This is a genomic window from Streptomyces sp. NPDC006368, assembly GCF_040612535.1.
In the GTDB taxonomy this organism is placed as follows: domain Bacteria; phylum Actinomycetota; class Actinomycetes; order Streptomycetales; family Streptomycetaceae; genus Streptomyces.
The window spans coordinates 90,017-109,149 of the sequence record NZ_JBEXQK010000020.1 but is presented as its reverse complement, the minus strand read 5'-3'; the positions used below and the strand labels follow the sequence as shown (position 1 = coordinate 109,149).

Genomic DNA, 19,133 nt, shown 5'->3' with positions numbered 1-19,133 from the left:
CTCCTCGCGGGCCGCCGCCGGCCTGGACCTGCCCGAACGGGGCCGCTACGCGGTGGTCGTACTCCGCAGTGACCGGCGGGACGTGGCGCACCGGCTCACCATCACCGAGATGCTGCGCAAGCACGGCGTGGTCGGCAAGTTCGTCGAGTTCTACGGTGAGGGCGTCTCCGCCACCTCCCTCGCGAACCGCGCCACCATCGGCAACATGTCGCCCGAGTTCGGCTCCACCGCCGCGATCTTCCCGATCGACGACGAGACCATCAAGTACCTCAAGCTCACCGGCCGCTCCGAGCAGCAGCTCGCGCTGGTGGAGGCGTACGCCAAGGAGCAGGGCCTCTGGCTGGACCCGTCCGCCGAGCCCGACTTCTCCGAGAAGCTGGAGCTCGACCTCTCCACGGTCGTCCCCTCCATCGCCGGCCCGAAGCGCCCGCAGGACCGCATCGTCCTCGCCAACGCCGCCGAGCAGTTCAAGCGCGACGTCCTCAACTACGTCGAGGCGGGCGTGACCGGCGGTGACGACCGCAAGCCGGGCGTCCCGCAGCAGGAGAAGCCGCACGGCGTGGCCTCCCCGGTCGACGAGGCGAGCTCCGAGTCGTTCCCCGCCAGCGACGCCCCGGCCTACGGAAACGACGACAACGGCGCCGGCGCCCCGCAGCACGACGAGGCCACGGGCGAGACCGTTCCGTCCAACCCGGTCACCGTGACCGCCCCCGACGGCTCGACGTACGAGATCGACCACGGCGCCGTCACCGTCGCCGCGATCACGTCCTGCACCAACACCTCCAACCCGTACGTCATGGTCGCCGCCGCGCTGGTGGCCAAGAAGGCGGTCGAGAAGGGCCTGACCCGCAAGCCGTGGGTCAAGACCACCCTCGCGCCGGGCTCGAAGGTCGTCACCGACTACTTCGACAAGGCGGGCCTCACCCCGTACCTCGACAAGGTCGGCTTCAACCTCGTCGGCTACGGCTGCACCACCTGCATCGGCAACTCCGGCCCGCTGCCGGAGGAGGTCTCCAAGGCCGTCAACGACAACGACCTCGCCGTGACGTCGGTCCTCTCCGGCAACCGCAACTTCGAGGGCCGGATCAACCCCGACGTCAAGATGAACTACCTGGCCTCCCCGCCGCTGGTCGTCGCGTACGCCATCGCGGGCTCCATGAAGGTGGACATCACCAAGGACGCCCTCGGCACCGACCAGGACGGCAACCCGGTCCACCTGAAGGACATCTGGCCCTCCGAGGCCGAGGTCAACGACGTCGTCGCCAACGCCATCGGCGAGGACATGTTCGCCAAGTCCTACCAGGACGTCTTCGCGGGCGACGCCCAGTGGCAGGCGCTGCCGATCCCCACCGGCAACACCTTCGAGTGGGACCCGCAGTCCACCTACGTCCGCAAGCCCCCGTACTTCGAGGGCATGACGATGGAGACGACCCCGGTCGAGGACATCACGGGCGCCCGCGTGCTGGCCAAGCTGGGCGACTCGGTCACCACCGACCACATCTCCCCGGCCGGCGCCATCAAGGCCGACACCCCGGCCGGCCAGTACCTCACCGAGCACGGTGTGGAGCGCCGCGACTTCAACAGCTACGGCTCGCGCCGCGGCAACCACGAGGTCATGATCCGCGGTACGTTCGCCAACATCCGCCTGCGCAACCAGATCGCGCCGGGCACCGAGGGCGGCTACACCCGCGACTTCACCCAGGACGGCGGTCCGGTGTCGTTCATCTACGACGCCTCCCGCAACTACATCGAGCAGGGCGTCCCGCTCGTCGTCCTCGCGGGCAAGGAGTACGGCTCCGGCTCGTCCCGCGACTGGGCCGCCAAGGGCACCGCGCTCCTCGGCGTCAAGGCCGTCATCGCCGAGTCGTACGAGCGCATCCACCGCTCGAACCTGATCGGCATGGGCGTCCTGCCGCTCCAGTTCCCGGAGGGGCGGACCGCCGAGTCCCTCGGCCTGTCCGGCGAGGAGACCTTCTCCATCTCCGGCGTCACCGAGCTGAACGAGGGCCGCACGCCGCGCACGGTCAAGGTCACCACCGACACCGGTGTCGAGTTCGACGCGGTCGTCCGCATCGACACCCCCGGTGAGGCGGACTACTACCGCAACGGCGGCATCATGCAGTACGTGCTGCGCTCGCTGATCCGCGGCTAGTCCCGCACCGCATCGCACCGCACCGGCCGCCACCCCCTCACGGGGTGGCGGCCGGTCGTGTCGTACCCGGGCCCCTGTCCCGCGCGCCGTGGACCCCGACAGCGATCCGCAAGCGATCCGCACCGCCGACTCCCGGACGCGCCCGCGCACGACCGGGAGTACGACGGCCGGCGGGCTACGGCGTCCGGCGGCCGGAGCCGGCCCGCTGGGACAGCAACTCCACCTCCGCCAGCGTCGCCGCCGCGGCGGGCACCAGCCGGTACCGGTCGTACGCGCCGGGCCGGGCCACCGTGAACACCCGCGTCTGCCGGTCCCAGGCGAAGGACTCACCGGACCGGCTGTCCAGGTCCCGCCACGTCGTGCCGTCCCGCGAGCCCTGCAGCACCCAGCCGGCCGGGGCCTTGTCCCGGTCCGAGGAGGTCAGCGTGTACTGCACCGCCCGCGTGCCGGCCGGGACCGGCAGGTCCACCGGCTCCACCGCCGTGAGACCGGCCTGCGTGCCGGAGGTGTCGTCGAACAGCTCACCCGGGCCGGACAGCGCATCGCGGCGCGGTGACGGCACCCGGTCGTCCCGGGTGATCGAGACGGGCGTCGCGTCCTTGCCCGTGCCCCACGCCGACGGCCTGGGGCCCATGTCGAACTCCAGCGTCCCGCCGCCCGCGAGGAGCGCGTGCGGCAGCGCCGTCGACGACCACCGCTTGCCGTTGACCTTCAGGCCCCGTACGTAGATGTTCCGCGCGCTGTTCTCCGGAGCCCTGACCACCAGCGTGCGGCCGTTGTCCATCCGCACCGTCGCCTTCGAGAACAGCGGCGAGCCGATCGCGTACTCCCCGCTGCCCATCACCAGCGGGTAGAAGCCGAGCGCCGAGAACAGCCACCAGGCGGACTGCTCGCCGTTGTCCTCGTCACCGTGGTAGCCCTGGCCGATCTCGCTGCCCGTGTAGAGACGGGAGAGCACCTCGCGCACCTTCTCCTGCGTCTTCCAGGGCTGCGAGGCCGCGTTGTACATGTACGTGACGTGGTGGGCGACCTGGTTGGAGTGCCCGTACATGCCCATCCGTACGTCCCGTGCCTCGGTCATCTCGTGGATGACGCTGCCGTACGAGCCCACGAACTCGGGCGACGCGGTCTCGGGGGTCGAGAAGTAGGTGTCCAGCTTCCTGGCGAGGCCCGCGCGCCCGCCGTACAGATTGGCCAGGCCACGGCTGTCCTGCGGGGCGGTGAAGGCGTAACCCCAGCCGTTCGTCTCGGTGTAGTCGTACCCCCAGATCCTCGGGTCGTACGAGGCCGAGGGCACCCGCCACTCGCCCTTCGGGTTGCGGCCCTGGAAGAAGCCCGCCCGGGAGTCGAAGAGCGTGACGTACTGGCGTGCCCGGTTGAGGAAGTACGCCGACTCCTCCTTGTACCGGGTCTTGCCGGTCTTCCGGTGAAGCGCGTCGGCCATCCTCGCCAGGCCGTAGTCGTTGAGGTAGCCCTCCAGCGACCAGGACAGGCCCTCGTGCGTCTCGGTCGAGGCGTAGCCCAGGAACGGTGACGTCTCCATGCCCTTGCGGCCGACGCCCCGGCTCGGCGGCACGACGGTCGCGTTCTTCAGCGCCGCCTCGTACGCCGCCGCCGCGTCGAAGTCCACGCCCTTGACGTACGCGTCGGCGAACGCCACGTCGGACGAGGTGCCGGTCATCAGGTCGGCGTAGCCGGGGGAGGACCAGCGGGAGATCCAGCCGCCGTCCTTGTACTGCTGGACGAAGCCGTCCACCAGCTCACCCGCCCTGCGCGGGGTGAGGAAGGAGTACGCCGGCCAGGTCGTCCGGTAGGTGTCCCAGAAGCCGTTGTTGACGTACACCTTGCCGTCGACGATCCTCGCGCCGCTGTGCGTCGGCGTGTCCGGGCCGGTCCGCGGCGAGAAGGGGCTCGCGTACCGGTCCTTGCCGCCGACCCTCTCGAAGCCGGAGTTGGGGTACAGGTACAGCCGGTAGAGGTTGGAGTAGAGGGTCACCAGCTGGTCGCGGGTCGCGCCCTCGACCGTCACCCGGCCGAGGACGTCGTCCCAGGCGTCCTGCGCCCGTTCCCGGACCTCTTCGAACCGGGTGCCCGAAGGGATCTCGGCGGCCAGGTTCCGCCGCGCCTGCTCGACGCCGATCAGCGACGTCGCCATGCGCAGCGTCACCGTGCGGTCCGCGCCCGCGTCGAAGCGGAGATGACCTTTGACGCCCGCCGAAGCGGAATCGGTGACCGGCGCGTCGAAGACGCCGTACACGAACATCCGCGTCGCTCCCGTCGACAGACCGCTCTTGACGTCGGAGAAGCCGGTGAAGGAGCGGCTCGCCGGGTCGAGGGTCAGCCCGCCCTCCTCCGTGACGTTGTCGAAGACGACCGAGGCGTCCTCACCGGGATAGGTGAAACGCATCATCGCGGCGTGGTCCGTCGGGGTGATCTCGGCCCGCAGGCCGTTCTCGAAGGTCACGCCGTAGTGGTGCGGTCTCGCCCTCTCCTTCTCGTGCCGGAAGGGCAGGGCGCGGGCGGTACGGGCCGCCGGCGGGACGCCCGCCGCGGCGGAGGGCATCAGCTGGAAGGTCTGCCGGTCGCCCATCCAGGGGCTCGGCTCGTGGCTGGCGCCGAACGCCTGCACCGTGGGCAGGTTGTCCGCGTTGTTGCCCCGGGCGTACTCGTACAGCCAGCTCTTCGAGGCCGCGTTGGTCACCGGCGTCCAGAAGTTGAAGCCGTGCGGGACCGCCGTCGCCGGGAAGGTGTTGCCGCGCGAGAAGGACGAGCTGGAGTTGGTGCCGCGCACCGTCGAGGCGTAGTCCGACGGGCGGGCGGGCGGACGCTCGGGCGCCTTGCGGGTGAGCGCGATGTCGTCGATCCAGCCCTGGAACTTCCCCGGCCCCTTCGGCGCGTCGTACGCCACCAGGATCCGGTCCACGGTCCGGCCCGCCGCCACCCCGCCGATCGACGCGGTGACCTGGTTCCACTGGTTGACGTAGAGCCGCTTGGCCGCGCCCTGGCCCCGCGGGGTGAGCGGCCCGCCGTGGCTGTCGACCGCGCCCAGCTCGCTCAGCAGGGTGCCGTCGGTGAACACGAGGTCCACGGACACGTGCGTCGCCGGGTAGTTCAGGTCCGTCTCCGCCATGGCGGGGAAGATCCGGTACGACAGCTCGGTGTCGCGGCCGACGGCCAGGTCGACGTCGAAGACCTTGTTGTACGAGTGGGCGCGCCCGGTCGGCCGGTGCGTACCGGCGTAGCGCAGCGCCCGCTTGCCGGTGAACCCGGCGTTCGCCTTGGCCGTGGGGGAGCCGCCGGGGCCCCGGTCGGGATGGCTGCGCATCTCGGGCGGGACGGGCGTGGAGGTGTCACCGTTCGAGAACTGGACGTCGGCGAGCTGGGTGATGTCGGCGCCGTTGTTCCGGGCGATCTCCAGCCGGTAGTGCGCGTACCCGGTCGCCTGGTGGACGTCGTACGTCTTCGTCTCGAAGCGCTTCTCGAAGACCTGGCCCTCGCGGGTGTCCAGGACCGTCCACTCCTTGCCGTCCGTCGATCCCTGGAGCGTCCAGTCCTTCGGGTCGCGGCCGGCGGCGTCATTGGCCGACGTGAGGGCGTACGTCACCACGGTGACCGGTTCGTCGAGGTCGAATTCGACCCAGGCGGTGGGGGAGAACGTGAGCCATTTGGTGCCGGGCTGGAGGTCGACCAGGTTCTCCTTGGTCTCCCCCGACGCGGTGTTCTCACCGCTGGCGCGCAGATCCGTCACTTTCTCGGTGACATTGCCCGGTATTCCGGCGGAGAACTCGCCGTCAACGCCGGACGCCCGTTTGTGTCCGCTCTCGTCCGTGTCGACGGTGTCGCGCCAGGTGGGCGGTGTCTCCTCCGTTTCGAACGAGGAACGGAACTCCCGCTGCGACGCGTCGGGTTGGCGGGGGACGGCGAGCGCGGCCGAGGGGGCAGCCGTCACGGTCAGGGAAGCGGCCACCACCAGGGTGGCCGTACGAAAGCGTCTGTCCCGGGTTCTCGGTCTGCACTGCATCCGCGGGCCTGCCTCCTGCCGAAGCGCGTCGGACAACGTTGTCAGATGATCTGCGCAGGAACCAGTAGGGAGTAAGTGGCAGGGGGTGTCAAGGGTGTTGGCGCCAGCGAAAGACTGAATCCGGTCGTTCTGCCGATCCTGACGGCGTGTAATTGTGGGCCAGGTCGGGACGCATTTCCGTGAGGTCTCAACTCGGGAAAGAGTACCGGGCAATGTTGCTCTCGATCTTGCTCAGTTGACGCGAAGTGGACTATACCTGTCGGCGTCCGGGTCGCCCGTTTTCGTGCGTGCCGATCGGGACGGCGTGGAGCCGCGCCATCCGGTCGCCAGCCGTACCGGCCGGCGTCGGTACGCCGGCACCAGCGCCACCCAGCACCAGCGCCACCCAGCACCTGCACCTCCCGCACCACCAGCACCTGCACGACCCAACCTGCACAAGACCGCGGTGGCGGGGGCCCCTTCGCCTCAGGCGAGGAGTACGGGCGACCGGTACACCGCCTGAGTCCTGGAGAAGGCGAGGACTTGAGCATGGGATCCACCTCCGCCCGCACTGACAATGAGGGCCTCGGCCGTCGTGATCTGATCAAGCGGTCCGCCGCACTCGGCCTGATCACCGTTCCCGCCATCGGCTTCGTATCCGCCTGCGCCACCGGTGGGGGCGGTGACGGCGGCAAGGAGACCAAGGCGCCCGTCGGCGAGAAGAGCGCCAAGAACCCACTGGGCGTGGCCAAGGGCGCCCCGCTGGAGGCGTTCATCTTCAAGGGCGGCCTGGGCGACCAGTACGCGAAGGACGCCGAGGCCGATTACAAGGCCACCTACGGGGCGGCGGTCAAGCACACCGGCACCCAGCAGGTCGGCCCCAAACTCACCCCGCGCTTCGCCGGCGGCAACCCCCCGGACATCATCGACAACTCCGGCGCCGACCACCTCGACATGAACAAGCTGTCCACCCAGGGCCAGCTCCAGGACCTCGCCGCGCTGCTCGACGCGCCCTCCCTGGACGACCCGAACAAGAAGGTCCGCGACACGATCCACCCCAGCACCGTCGAGAAGGGCATGCACGGCGACACCTTCGACGTGCTCTACTACGCCTTCACCGTCTACGGCACCTGGTACTCCGGGAAGCTGCTGGCCGACAAGGGCTGGACGTACCCCAAGACCCTCTCCGAGATGGTCACGCTCTGCGGCGACATCAAGAAGGCCGGCATCGCGCCCTGGACGTACCCGGGCAAATTCCCCTACTACGTCCACTTCAACCTCTTCGCCCAGATCGCCAAGATCGGCGGCATGGAGAAGTGGATCGCGATCGACAACCTGGAGCCGAACGCCTGGACGTCGAACGACGGGGTCAAGGAGGTCATCGAGCACTACGAGGAGCTCGCGGCCAAGAAGTACTTCCTCGAAGGCAGCCAGGGCCTCACCCACATCCAGTCCCAGACCGCCTGGAACAGGGGCAAGGCCGTCTTCATGCCCAACGGCTCCTGGGTCGAGAACGAGGCCGCCCCCACCACGCCGAAGGACTTCGGCATGGCCGTCGGCGCCCTCTTCGACGGCACCGGCGACGCCATGCCGCACGGCACCCTGCGGGTCGAGCCGAGCGAGCCGTACATCGTCGCCGCCAAGGGCAGGAACCCGGTCGGCGGCATGGAACTGCTGCGCATCATGCTCTCCAGGAAGCACGCCCAGAACTTCGCCACCAAGGTGAAGTCGCTGACCTGTGTCGTGGACGCCACGCAGGGCATGACCCTCTCACCCGGTCTCGCCTCCGCCGGCAAGGTCTTCAAGGAGGCCGGCGAGAACCTGATCAGCCTTCATCTGCAGGAGTGGTACCCGGCACTCACCGACGAGAAGATCGGCGGACTGACCGGCCAGCTGCTCACGGGTGAGCTCAAGGCTGCCGATTGGATCAGGAAGACCCAGGCGGAGTGCGACCGGGTCGCCAAGGACGACTCCGTCACCAAGTTCAAGCGCACCGCCTGACCGGTGTTCGAGCGCACCGCCTGACCGGTCGGACCGACACCCGATTCGACGCACCGAGGGGAAGGGCCGGGGAGCACATGCAACACGGCAAATACCGATTCATCGTGGGCTTCCTGGCCCTGCCTCTGCTCATCTACGGCGTCTTCGTCATCTCGCCCTTCGTGCAGGCGTTCCAGATCTCGATGACGGACTGGTCCGGGCTCGTGGGCAGCGCCACGTTCGTCGGCCTGGACAACTTCCACAAGCTCTGGCAAAGCGACGACTTCTGGAACGCCCTGCGGCACAACGTCTACATGCTGGCGCTGGTCCCGGTGGTGACGCTCGGTCTCGGCCTCTTCTTCGCCTTCATGCTCAACGTGGGGGGCCGCCGCCGGAAGAACGAAGCGGTCGCCGGTGTGGCCGGCTCGAAGTTCTACCGGTTCGTCTTCTTCTTCCCGCAGGTCATCTCCGTCACCATCGTCGCGGTCATCTGGTTCAACATCTACAACCCCGACCCGGACGACGGCATGCTGAACGCACTGCTGGGCGGCGTCGGCCTGGACGGACTGCAGAACTCCTGGCTGGGGGAGAAGAGCCTCGCCCTGTGGTGCATCGGCGCGGTCATGATCTGGAGCCACGTCGGCTTCTACGTGGTGCTGTTCTCCGCGGCGATGGCCTCCATCCCGCGCGACATCTACGAAGCGGCGCTGCTGGACGGCGCGAGCCGCTTCCACACCTTCTTCAGGATCACCCTCCCGCTGCTGTGGGACACCGTCCAGACCGGCTGGGTGTACATGGGCATCATCGCCCTGGACGCCTTCGCCCTGGTCCAGATCATGTCGGTGAACATGGGAGGCCCGGACGGCGCCACGGACGTCATGCCGCTGAGGCTCTACCTCACGGCCTTCCGCGACAGCCAGTTCGGCTACGCCTCCGCCATGGGCGTCGCGATGCTCATCGTCACCATGACGTTCGCAGTGCTCACGATGCGCTTCGCGCGCCGTGAGCGGATCGAGTACTAGGGGTACGGCGGATGACGACCGAAGAGATCGACGAGATCCCCGCGGTGACGAAGCGGGACACGGGGCCGGACGGGCGGCCGGGCACGGGGCCCACCACGGTCACCGGCAAGCCGGGGCCGGCCACCGGCCGCACCTCCGAGGGCGGCGTGCTCAACGTCTTCTCCCACTCCATCCTGCTCCTGTGGGCGCTGATGGTCGGCGTGCCGCTGCTCTGGGTGCTGTGGAGCGCCTTCAAGGACAGCAACGGCATCCTCACCGACCCGTGGGGCCTGCCGACCGCCCTGCGCTGGGAGAACTGGTCCAACGCGTGGGACGACGCGAACATGGGACAGTACTTCATCAACACCGCGATCGTCGTCGGCGGTTCGGTCATCGGCACCATGGTGCTCGGGTCGATGGCCGCGTACGTTCTGGCCCGCTTCACCTTCCCCGGCAACAGGTTCATCTACTACCTGTTCGTGGCCGGCATGTCCTTCCCCGTCTTCATGCTGGTCATCCCGCTCTTCTTCGTCCTGCGGGACTTCCCCGGCAGCTCGCTGCTGGCCACCTACCACGGGCTGATCCTCGTCTACATCGCCTATTCGCTGCCGTTCACCGTCTTCTTCATGACGGCCTTCTTCCGCACGCTGCCGACCTCGGTCGCGGAGGCGGCGCTGATCGACGGCGCGTCGCACACGCGCACGTTCTTCCAGGTGATGGTGCCGATGGCCAAGCCCGGCCTGATCAGCATCGGCATCTTCAACTTCCTGGGGCAGTGGAACCAGTACCTGCTTCCCATGGTGCTCAACCAGCAGGAGGAGAAGTACGTCCTCACCCAGGGGCTGGCGATGATCGCGCTCCAGCAGGGCTACGAGAACGACTGGGGCGCCCTCATGGCGGGCATGATGATCGCGATGCTGCCGGTGCTCGTCGTCTACACGATCTTCCAGCGCCAGGTCCAGGCGGGCCTCACCGCCGGTGCCCTGAAGTGACGCCGTTCGAGTAATTTCCGTACGAAGAGCGAACCGCCCGCCGGTGGAGCATCCTCCATCGGCGGGCGGTTTGCCGGTTTACGCAGGTCAATATCCCTTTTCCGCCGATGTGCTTCGCTCATCAGAGGTCCGCGATGCTCAAGGCCTTGACGGGGGGCAACCCAAAAGGCTCAGCTTAGAGTTCACATGTTGGAGAAAACGGCAGGAGTGAGTGAGTCGATGGAGACTCCGGGGTCGCAGACATCTCTGCATCGGGCCAACCTCGAGCGGGTCGTACGTGCCGTGCGCATGGCCGGGTCGCTGACCCAGGCCGAGATCGCCAGGACCACCGGCCTCTCCGCGGCCACGGTCTCCAACATCGTCCGCGAGCTCAAGGACGGCGGCACCGTCGAGGTCACCCCGACCTCCGCGGGCGGCCGCCGCGCCCGCAGCGTCTCGCTCAGCGGTGACGCCGGCATCGTCATCGGCGTCGACTTCGGCCACACCCACCTGCGCGTCGCGGTGGGCAACCTCGCCCACCAGGTGCTCGCCGAGGAGGCCGAGCCGCTCGACGTCGACGCGTCCTCCGCGGAGGGCTTCGACCGGGCCGAACAGCTGGTCAAGCGGCTGATCGCGACGACCGGAATCGGCCAGGACAAGATCATCGGCGTCGGGCTCGGCGTGCCCGGCCCCATCGACGTCTCCTCCGGCACCCTCGGCTCCACCTCGATCCTGCCGGGCTGGACCGGCATCAACCCCAGCGACGAGCTCTCCGGCCGTCTCGGCGTCCCGGTGTACGTCGACAACGACGCCAACCTGGGCGCGCTCGGCGAACTCGTCTGGGGCGGCGGGCGCGGCGTCAAGGACCTCGCGTACATCAAGGTGGCCAGCGGTGTGGGCGCCGGCCTGGTGATCGACGGGCAGATCTACCGGGGTCCGGGCGGCACCGCCGGCGAGATCGGCCACATCACGCTCGACGAGTCGGGCCCGGTGTGCCGCTGCGGCAACCGCGGCTGCCTGGAGACCTTCACGGCCGCCCGCTACGTCCTGCCGCTGCTCCAGCCCAGCCACGGCCCCGACCTCACCCTGGAGCGGGTGGTGCAGCTCGCGCGGGAGGGCGACCCGGGGTGCCGCCGGGTGATCGCGGACGTCGGGCGCCACATCGGCAGCGGCGTGGCCAACCTGTGCAACCTCCTCAACCCCAGCCGCGTCGTGCTGGGCGGCGACCTCGCGGAGGCCGGTGAGCTGGTCCTCGCGCCCATCCGGGAATCCGTCTCGCGGTACGCCATCCCCAGCGCGGCCCGGCAGTTGTCGGTGGCGCCCGGGGCCCTCGGGGGACGCGCGGAGGTGCTCGGCGCCCTGGCCCTCGCCCTCAGTGAAATGGGCGATTCGACCCTTCTGTGGAGCGCCGGTCCCGCCTCCACCCCTGCGTTCACTTAGATAACGGATGGCACCGTTGTCATCTCGTTGTCAATTTACTCCTTGACGACGGAGTGTCGGCCGAGTTGACTTCCAGCCACCTCGGCCGCAACGTCGCGGCCTCGTCAGGGAGGCAACCCCACATGAACGCAATGACGCGACGCATCGTCATAGCCACGGCAGCGGTATCCATGGCCGCCACCCTCGCCGCCTGTGGCAAGGCGGGCGACGGTGACACCGCCGGTGGAAGTGGTGGCGACAGCAAGACCATCGGTCTGCTGCTGCCGGAGAACAAGACGACCCGGTACGAGACGTTCGACCGCCCGATCATCGAGGCGAAGATCAAGCAGGTCTGCGGCGACTGCAAGGTCCAGTACAACAACGCCGCGCAGGACACCGAGACGCAGAAGAAGCAGTTCGACGCGCTCGTCACGCAGGGCGTCAAGGTGATCATCCTCGACGCGGTCGACTACAAGGCCACCAAGTCCTGGGTGCAGCAGGCCGACAAGCAGGGCGTCAAGGTCGTCGCGTACGACCGGCTGGCCGAGGGCCCGATCTCCGCGTACGTGAGCTACGACAACGAGAAGATCGGCCGCCTCCAGGGCGAGGGCCTGGTCAAGGCGCTCGGCGCCAAGGCCAAGGACAGCAACGTCGTCATGATCAACGGCTCGCCGACCGACCCCAACGCGCCGCTGTTCAAGAAGGGCGCCCACAGCGTCCTGGACAAGCAGGTCAAGAAGGTCGTCTACGAGCAGGACATCCCCGACTGGTCGCCGGACGAGGCGAACAAGAAGATGGGCGCCGCCATCGACTCCCTGGGCAAGGACGGCTTCCAGGGCGTCTACTCCGCCAACGACGGCATGGCCGGCGGCATCATCACCGCCCTCAGCAAGCAGGGCGTCAAGGTCCCGGTCGGCGGCCAGGACGCCGAGCTCGCCGGTCTCCAGCGCATCCTGAAGGGCGACCAGGCCTTCACGATCTACAAGCAGATCAAGCCGGAGGCCGAGACCACCGCCGAGATCGCCGTCCGCCTCCTCAAGGGCGACAAGATCGACGACCTGGTCTCCACCAAGGTCACCAGCCTCACCGGCGAGTTCAAGAACATCCCGGCCAAGCTGTACGACGCCGAGGTCGTGACCAAGGACAACATCGCCTCCACGATCATCGCGGACAAGGTCTACAAGGCCGCGGACATCTGCACGGCCGAGTACAAGGCGGCCTGCGAGGCAGCGGGCATCAAGTAACCCCCCAGGAGAGGCCCCTCGCGGCGGCCCCCTGCACCGGTCCGGCGGCCCGCCCCGTCCACGCCCCGCAGCAGCGGGCGGGCGGCCGGACTCTTCCCACCCCCCTCGCACCCCCCTGCTCCACGTACCACCATCCCCGCCGGACAGGCGGCGAAGGAGATGATTCACGTGTCCGCTACGCCCGTGCTGGCGTTGCGCGGAGTCTCCAAGCGGTTCGGCGCCGTCCAGGCGCTCACCGATGTAGACCTGGAGATCCACGCCGGTGAGGTCGTCGCCCTGGTCGGCGACAACGGCGCCGGAAAGTCGACCCTCGTCAAGACGATCTCGGGTGTCCACCCCATCGATGAAGGCGCCATCGAATGGGAGGGCGACACGGTCCGCATCACCCGGCCGAACGACGCCCAGGACCTCGGAGTGGCCACCGTCTACCAGGACCTGGCGCTCTGCGACAACCTCGACGTCGTCGCCAACCTCTTCCTCGGCAGCGAGATCCGCAAGGCGTCCGTCCTCGACGAGATCGCCATGGAGAAGCGCGCCAAGGAGCTGCTGGACACCCTGTCCATCCGCATCCCCAGCGTCCGCATCCCGGTCGCCGCGCTCTCCGGCGGCCAGCGCCAGGTCGTGGCCATCGCCCGCGCCCTGATCGGCGACCCCAAGATCGTCATCCTGGACGAGCCGACCGCCGCCCTCGGCGTCGAGCAGACCGCCCAGGTCCTCGACCTGGTCGAGCGGCTGCGCGAGCGGGGCCACGGCGTCATCCTCATCAGCCACAACATGGCCGATGTGCGCGCCGTCGCCGACCGCGTCGCCGTCCTGCGCCTGGGCCGCAACAACGGTGTCTTCCACGTCAAGGACACCACGCACGAAGAGATCATCGCCGCGATCACCGGCGCCACGGACAACGCCGTGACCCGCCGCCAGGCGCGTACGGCCACGAAGGAGGACGCGAAGTGAGCGACCTCAAGACCCCCGCGACCAACGGGACCGAGGCCTCCGCGGCCCCCGTCCCCGCCGTCGACCCGCGTCTCCTCGTCCGCGAGGAGGGCCTCAAGGGCTACTGGACCGAGTTCACCCGCAAGGTCCGCGGCGGTGAGCTGGGCTCCCTGCCCGTCTTCATCGGCCTGATCGTCATCGCGATCGTCTTCCAGGCGCAGAACAGCAACTTCCTGTCCGCGAGCTCGGTCGCCAACATCGCCGTCTACACCTCCGGTCTCGGCATCATGGCGGTCGGCATCGTCTTCGTCCTCATCCTCGGCGAGATCGACCTGTCGGTCGGCTCGGTCGCGGGTGTCGGCGCCGCCGTATGGGCCGTGCTCAATGTGAGCAACGGCATGAACGACTGGCTCGCCGTCGCCATCGCCGTCCTCTCCGGCCTGGCGCTCGGCCTGCTCCACGGCTTCTTCTTCGCCAAGATCGGTGTCCCGGCCTTCGTCGTCACCCTCGCCGGCTTCCTCGGCTGGAGCGGCCTGCAGATCTGGCTCATGGGCAAGGAAGGCTCCATCAACGCCCCCACGGGCTCCATCGTCGAGAACCTGACCGGCTACTACTTCGAGGACAAGGCCGCCGCCTACGGCCTCGCCCTGGTCGCCGTCCTCGCGTACGCCGCCTCCCTGCTGCTGGACAGCAAGCGCCGCAAGGCCGCCGCCCTGCCCGCCCGCCCCACCAGCGAGGTCATCCTGCGCACGACTGTCGTCGCGGTCCTGTGCTTCGTCGTCGCCTACGTCCTCAACGAGCCCGCCGGCGCGCGCGGCCTGCCGCTCGCCCTGGTGCTCTTCCTGGTCGTCCTGGTCGTCGCCGACTTCGTCGCCCGCCGCACCACCTTCGGCCGCCAGGTCTTCGCGGTCGGCGGCAACGCCGAGGCCGCCCGCCGCGCCGGCATCAACGTCGACCGCGTCCGGATCACCGTCTTCGGCCTCTCCGGCCTGCTCGCCGCCTTCGGCGGCCTCTTCGTGGCCAGCCTCTCCGGCGGCGCCACCAAGAGCCTCGGCGGCGGCAACACGCTGATGCTCGTCATCGCCGCGGCCGTCATCGGTGGCACCAGCCTCTTCGGCGGGCGCGGCAAGGTCTGGTCCGCGCTGCTCGGCATGATCGTGATCCAGTCGATCCAGCAGGGCCTGAACATGCTCGGCATGGCCAGCGAGATCCAGTACATGATCACCGGCGCGGTGCTCCTCGCCGCCGTCGTGATCGACTCGGTCTCCCGCCGTACGCAGAAGACCGCAGGTCGCGCGTAAATCACACACCCAGTGCCCGGCACCGCCGAACCGGTGCCGGGCGCTGTCGCGTCTGCGCCATCGGCATGACGCGGAACCCACCGCCCGATGACCACCGTCACGGGCGGAACATTAGACTCGACCAAATCGGCAGCTCGACCAGCTCAACACGCAAGGAGGCACGGGTGGCTCTGCTGACCCGTATCACGGGCCCGCGCGATCTCGACCGGCTCTCCCCGGAGCAGCTGGACCTGCTGGCGGCGGAGATCCGGTCCTTCCTCGTGGAGGCCGTCTCCAAGACCGGCGGCCACCTCGGTCCCAACCTGGGCGTGGTCGAGCTGACCATCGCCCTGCACCGGGTCTTCGAATCCCCCAAGGACAAGATCCTCTGGGACACCGGCCACCAGTGCTACGTCCACAAGCTGCTCACCGGCCGCCAGGACTTCTCCAAGCTGAAGATGAAGGGCGGCCTGTCCGGCTACCCGGCCCGCGCGGAGTCCGAGCACGACGTCATCGAGAACTCGCACGCCTCCACCGTCCTCGGCTGGGCCGACGGCCTCGCCAAGGCCAACGAGGTCCTGAAGAAGGACGACCACGTCGTTGCGGTCATCGGCGACGGCGCGCTCACCGGCGGCATGGCCTGGGAGGCCCTCAACAACATCGCCGAGGCCAAGGACCGCCCCCTCGTCATCGTCGTCAACGACAACGAGCGCTCCTACGCCCCGACGATCGGCGGCCTCGCCAACCACCTCGCCACCCTCCGCACCACGGACGGCTACGAGCGCTTCCTCGCCCGTACGAAGGAGATCCTCGACCGCACCCCGGTCGTCGGAAAGCCGCTGTACGAGACGCTGCACGGCGCCAAGAAGGGCCTGAAGGACTTCATCGCCCCACAGGGCATGTTCGAGGACCTCGGCCTGAAGTACGTCGGACCGATCGACGGCCACGACATCGAGGCCCTGGAATCCGCTCTCACCCGCGCCAAGCGGTTCGGCGGCCCGGTCATCGTCCACTGCCTCACCGAGAAGGGCCGCGGCTACCAGCCCGCCCTCCAGGACGAGGCCGACCGCTTCCACGCCGTCGGCAAGATCCACCCGGACACCGGCCTGCCGATCGCCACCTCGGGCGCCGACTGGACCTCCGTGTTCGCCGACGAGATGGTCGCGCTCGGCAAGGAGCGCGAGGACATCGTCGCGATCACCGCGGCCATGCTCCAGCCGGTCGGCCTCGACAAGTTCGCCAAGGCCTTCCCCGACCGGGTGTACGACGTCGGCATCGCCGAGCAGCACGGCGCCGTCTCCGCCGCGGGCCTCGCCACCGGCGGGCTCCACCCGGTCTTCGCGGTGTACGCCACCTTCCTCAACCGCGCCTTCGACCAGGTCCTGATGGACGTCGCCCTGCACAAGTGCGGCGTCACCTTCGTCCTGGACCGGGCGGGCGTGACCGGCACCGACGGCGCCTCGCACAACGGCATGTGGGACATGTCGATCCTCCAGGTCGTGCCGGGCCTGCGGATCGCCGCCCCGCGCGACGCCGACCAGGTCCGCGCCCAGCTGCGCGAGGCCGTCGAGGTCGACGACGCGCCGACCGTCGTGCGCTACTCCAAGGGCGCGGTCGGCCCCGCCGTCGAGGCCGTGGGCCGGGTCGGCTCCATGGACGTGCTGCGCGAGCCCGGCGCCGACAAGCCGGACGTGCTGCTGGTCTCCGTCGGCGCGCTCGCCCCGATGTGCCTGGAGATCGCCGACCTGCTCGACAAGCAGGGCATCTCCACCACCGTCGTCGACCCCCGCTGGGTCAAGCCGGTCGACGACGCGCTGGCGCCGCTCGCCGCACTCCACCGCGTCGTCGTCACCGTCGAGGACAACGGCCGCGTCGGCGGTGTCGGCTCCGCCGTCGCCCAGGCGCTGCGCGACGCCGGCGTCGACGTACCGCTGCGTGACTTCGGCATCCCGCCGCGCTTCCTCGACCACGCCTCCCGCAAGGAGATCCTGGCCGAGATCGGTCTCACCGCGCCGGACATCGCCCGCCAGGTCACCGGCCTCGTCTCCAAGCTGGACGGCCGCGTGGAGGACCGGGTCGAGAACGCGGAGGCCGAGCCCGCCCGCGACTGACCCCCCGCGCGCCCGCGGCGCGGGCGCTCGAACAGTTCACCCAGCGTGTGCGCAACGGGCCGGAGAGTCACCCTGTAAGGGTGGTCCCTCCGGCCCATTCGCGTGAAACCCACCCGTACGGGTCCGGCCGGACCGCCCTGCGTCCCGATCATGGCCCGGACGACAAGCGCGGAGGTGCATGCGGTGAGTACAGAGACGGACCCGGCACGCGGGAACGGGATGTTCCGCACCAAGACGGTCGAGCAGTCCATCCAGGACACGGAGGAGCCCGAGCACGCCCTCAAGAAATCCCTCTCCGCCTGGGACCTGACGGTCTTCGGCGTCGGCGTCATCATCGGCACCGGCATCTTCGTGCTTACCGGAAAGGTCGCCAAGGAGAACGCCGGCCCGGCCACCGCGCTCGCCTTCGTCGCCGCGGGCATCGTCTGCGCGCTGGCCGCACTCTGCTACGCCGAGTTCGCCTCCACGGTCCCCGTGGCGGGCTCCGCGTACACCTTCGCCTACGCCTCCCTCGGCGAGCTGCCCGCCTGGATCATCGGCTGGGACCTGGTCCTGGAGTTCGCGCTCGGCACCGCCGTCGTCGCCGTGGGCTGGTCCGGCTACGTCCGCTCACTCATGGACAACGTCGCCTGGCATCTACCGGCCTGGCTCCAAGGTCCCGACGTGCCGGGCGGCACCTTCGACATCCTGGCGTTCCTGCTGGTCCTCGTGCTCACCGCGATCCTCGTGGTCGGCATGAAGCTGTCCGCCCGCATCACCGCGCTCGTCGTGGCGATCAAGGTGACCGTCGTCATGATCGTGATCGTCGCGGGCCTGTTCTTCATCGTCGGCGAGAACTACTCGCCGTTCATCCCCGAGGCGGTCGACCAGCAGGCCGGAGGCGGCTGGGACGCTCCGCTGGTCCAGACGATCTTCGGTTACCAGCCCACCAACTTCGGTGTCATGGGCATCTTCACCGCCGCCTCCGTCGTCTTCTTCGCCTTCATCGGCTTCGACGTGGTCGCCACCGCCGCCGAGGAGACCAAGCTCCCGCAGCGCGACATGCCGCGCGGCATCCTCGGCTCCCTCCTCATCTGCACCGTGCTGTACGTGGCCGTCTCGCTCGTCGTCACCGGTATGCAGCACTACACCGAACTGTCCGTCAGCGCCCCGCTCGCCGACGCCTTCAAGGCCAGCGGACACCCCTTCTACGCCGGTGTCATCAGCTTCGGCGCCGCCGTCGGCCTCACCACCGTCTGCCTCATCCTGCTGCTCGGACAGACCCGGGTGTTCTTCGCGATGAGCCGCGACGGACTGCTGCCGCGGTTCTTCTCCGTCACCCACCCGAGGTTCCGCACCCCCTACCGCCCGACCATCCTGCTCGGCGTGGTCATCGCCATCGTCGCCGGCTTCACCAGCATCAACGAGCTCGCGACCCTCGTGAACATCGGCACGCTCTTCGCATTCGTCATCGTCGCCACCGGCGTACTCATCCTGCGCCGCTCCCGCCCCGACCTCCACCGCGCGTTCCGCACCCCGTTGGTGCCGCTCGTCCCCATCCTCTCGATCGCCGCCTCGGTGTGGCTGATGCTCAACCTGCCGGTCGAGACCTGGTTCCGGTTCGCCGTCTGGATGGCGATCGGCATCGTCGTGTACTTCCTCTACGGCCGCGGGCACAGCCGCCTGGGCGGCCGGAACGCCGCGCTGAAGCGCTAGGTGGTGTCTTCGAAGTCCCGTCTGCGCGTCGGCGCCCGGCACGCACTCCCCAGAGCTGCGCCTGGGGGTATTCCCCACCGCGTTGTCGTCAGTCGCCGATGTCCCCCGTAGCCCTTCGGGCACGGGAGGTGCCCCCACCGCAGTGGCTCCTTCCTCCGCCTTGCGATCGCACGCGCCAGAGGCCGCCCAGGCCCGCCTCACGGGCGGACGACGCTACTGTGAAGACACTCCCTCGGGCCTCCGGGCCGCGCGGCTCCGGCTTGCGAGCCTGACGGCGCTCGCGGCACCCCCGGAAGAAGAGAAGGGCGGGCGGATGATGGCCGCCACGAGAAGGCGCACTGCCGGCA

Annotated in this window: 11 protein-coding genes; 10 read left to right on the top strand and 1 reads right to left on the bottom strand. The window is 69.1% G+C overall.

Annotation, left to right across the window (positions count from 1 at the left end; genetic code table 11):
- On the top strand, nt 1-2,152 hold a 2,152-nt coding region (acnA, locus tag ABZZ38_RS17465; RefSeq protein ID WP_356740452.1), incomplete at its 5' end, for an aconitate hydratase AcnA.
- A 175-nt stretch (nt 2,153-2,327) separates the two neighbouring features.
- On the opposite strand, the gene ABZZ38_RS17460 is transcribed toward acnA, so the two are convergent.
- The gene (locus tag ABZZ38_RS17460; protein WP_356740450.1) at nt 2,328-6,173 is read right to left on the bottom strand and encodes a GH92 family glycosyl hydrolase; all 3,846 of its coding nucleotides are present in this window, start codon (nt 6,171-6,173) and stop codon (nt 2,328-2,330) included.
- 528 nt (nt 6,174-6,701) lie between these two features.
- Here ABZZ38_RS17460 and ngcE point away from each other — a divergent pair.
- The 9 genes from ngcE (at nt 6,702) to ABZZ38_RS17415 (ending at nt 18,786) form a co-directional block, all read left to right on the top strand.
- Entirely contained in the window at nt 6,702-8,153 is a 1,452-nt protein-coding gene (gene ngcE / locus ABZZ38_RS17455) for an N-acetylglucosamine/diacetylchitobiose ABC transporter substrate-binding protein (RefSeq protein ID WP_356740448.1), read from the top strand.
- Between the two features lie 77 nt (nt 8,154-8,230).
- Nucleotides 8,231-9,154: a sugar ABC transporter permease gene (locus tag ABZZ38_RS17450; RefSeq protein WP_356740446.1), complete on the top strand. Its 924-nt coding sequence runs from the start codon at nt 8,231-8,233 to the stop codon at nt 9,152-9,154.
- Nucleotides 9,155-9,165: 11 nt separating this feature from the next.
- Nucleotides 9,166-10,125, top strand: coding sequence for a carbohydrate ABC transporter permease (locus ABZZ38_RS17445; RefSeq protein ID WP_356740444.1), 960 nt, complete (start codon nt 9,166-9,168; stop codon nt 10,123-10,125).
- Nucleotides 10,126-10,344: 219 nt separating this feature from the next.
- Nucleotides 10,345-11,544 carry an ROK family transcriptional regulator gene (locus ABZZ38_RS17440; RefSeq protein WP_356740442.1) on the top strand — a complete coding sequence of 400 codons (1,200 nt, stop codon included), beginning with the start codon at nt 10,345-10,347 and terminating at the stop codon, nt 11,542-11,544.
- Nucleotides 11,545-11,675: 131 nt separating this feature from the next.
- Entirely contained in the window at nt 11,676-12,767 is a 1,092-nt protein-coding gene (locus ABZZ38_RS17435; RefSeq protein ID WP_356740467.1) for a substrate-binding domain-containing protein, read from the top strand.
- A gap of 159 nt (nt 12,768-12,926) precedes the next feature.
- Nucleotides 12,927-13,721: an ATP-binding cassette domain-containing protein gene (locus ABZZ38_RS17430; RefSeq protein WP_356740440.1), complete on the top strand. Its 795-nt coding sequence runs from the start codon at nt 12,927-12,929 to the stop codon at nt 13,719-13,721.
- Nucleotides 13,718-15,001, top strand: coding sequence for a sugar ABC transporter permease (locus ABZZ38_RS17425; RefSeq protein WP_356740438.1), 1,284 nt, complete (start codon nt 13,718-13,720; stop codon nt 14,999-15,001). The genes ABZZ38_RS17430 and ABZZ38_RS17425 overlap by 4 nt, the downstream gene beginning before the upstream one ends.
- Before the next feature lie 164 nt (nt 15,002-15,165).
- Nucleotides 15,166-17,091 (top strand): 1-deoxy-D-xylulose-5-phosphate synthase, encoded by a 1,926-nt coding sequence (gene dxs / locus ABZZ38_RS17420; protein WP_356740436.1) that lies wholly within the window; start codon nt 15,166-15,168, stop codon nt 17,089-17,091.
- Nucleotides 17,092-17,274: 183 nt separating this feature from the next.
- Entirely contained in the window at nt 17,275-18,786 is a 1,512-nt protein-coding gene (locus ABZZ38_RS17415) for an amino acid permease (RefSeq protein WP_356740434.1), read from the top strand.
- Nucleotides 18,787-19,133 lie beyond the last annotated feature (347 nt).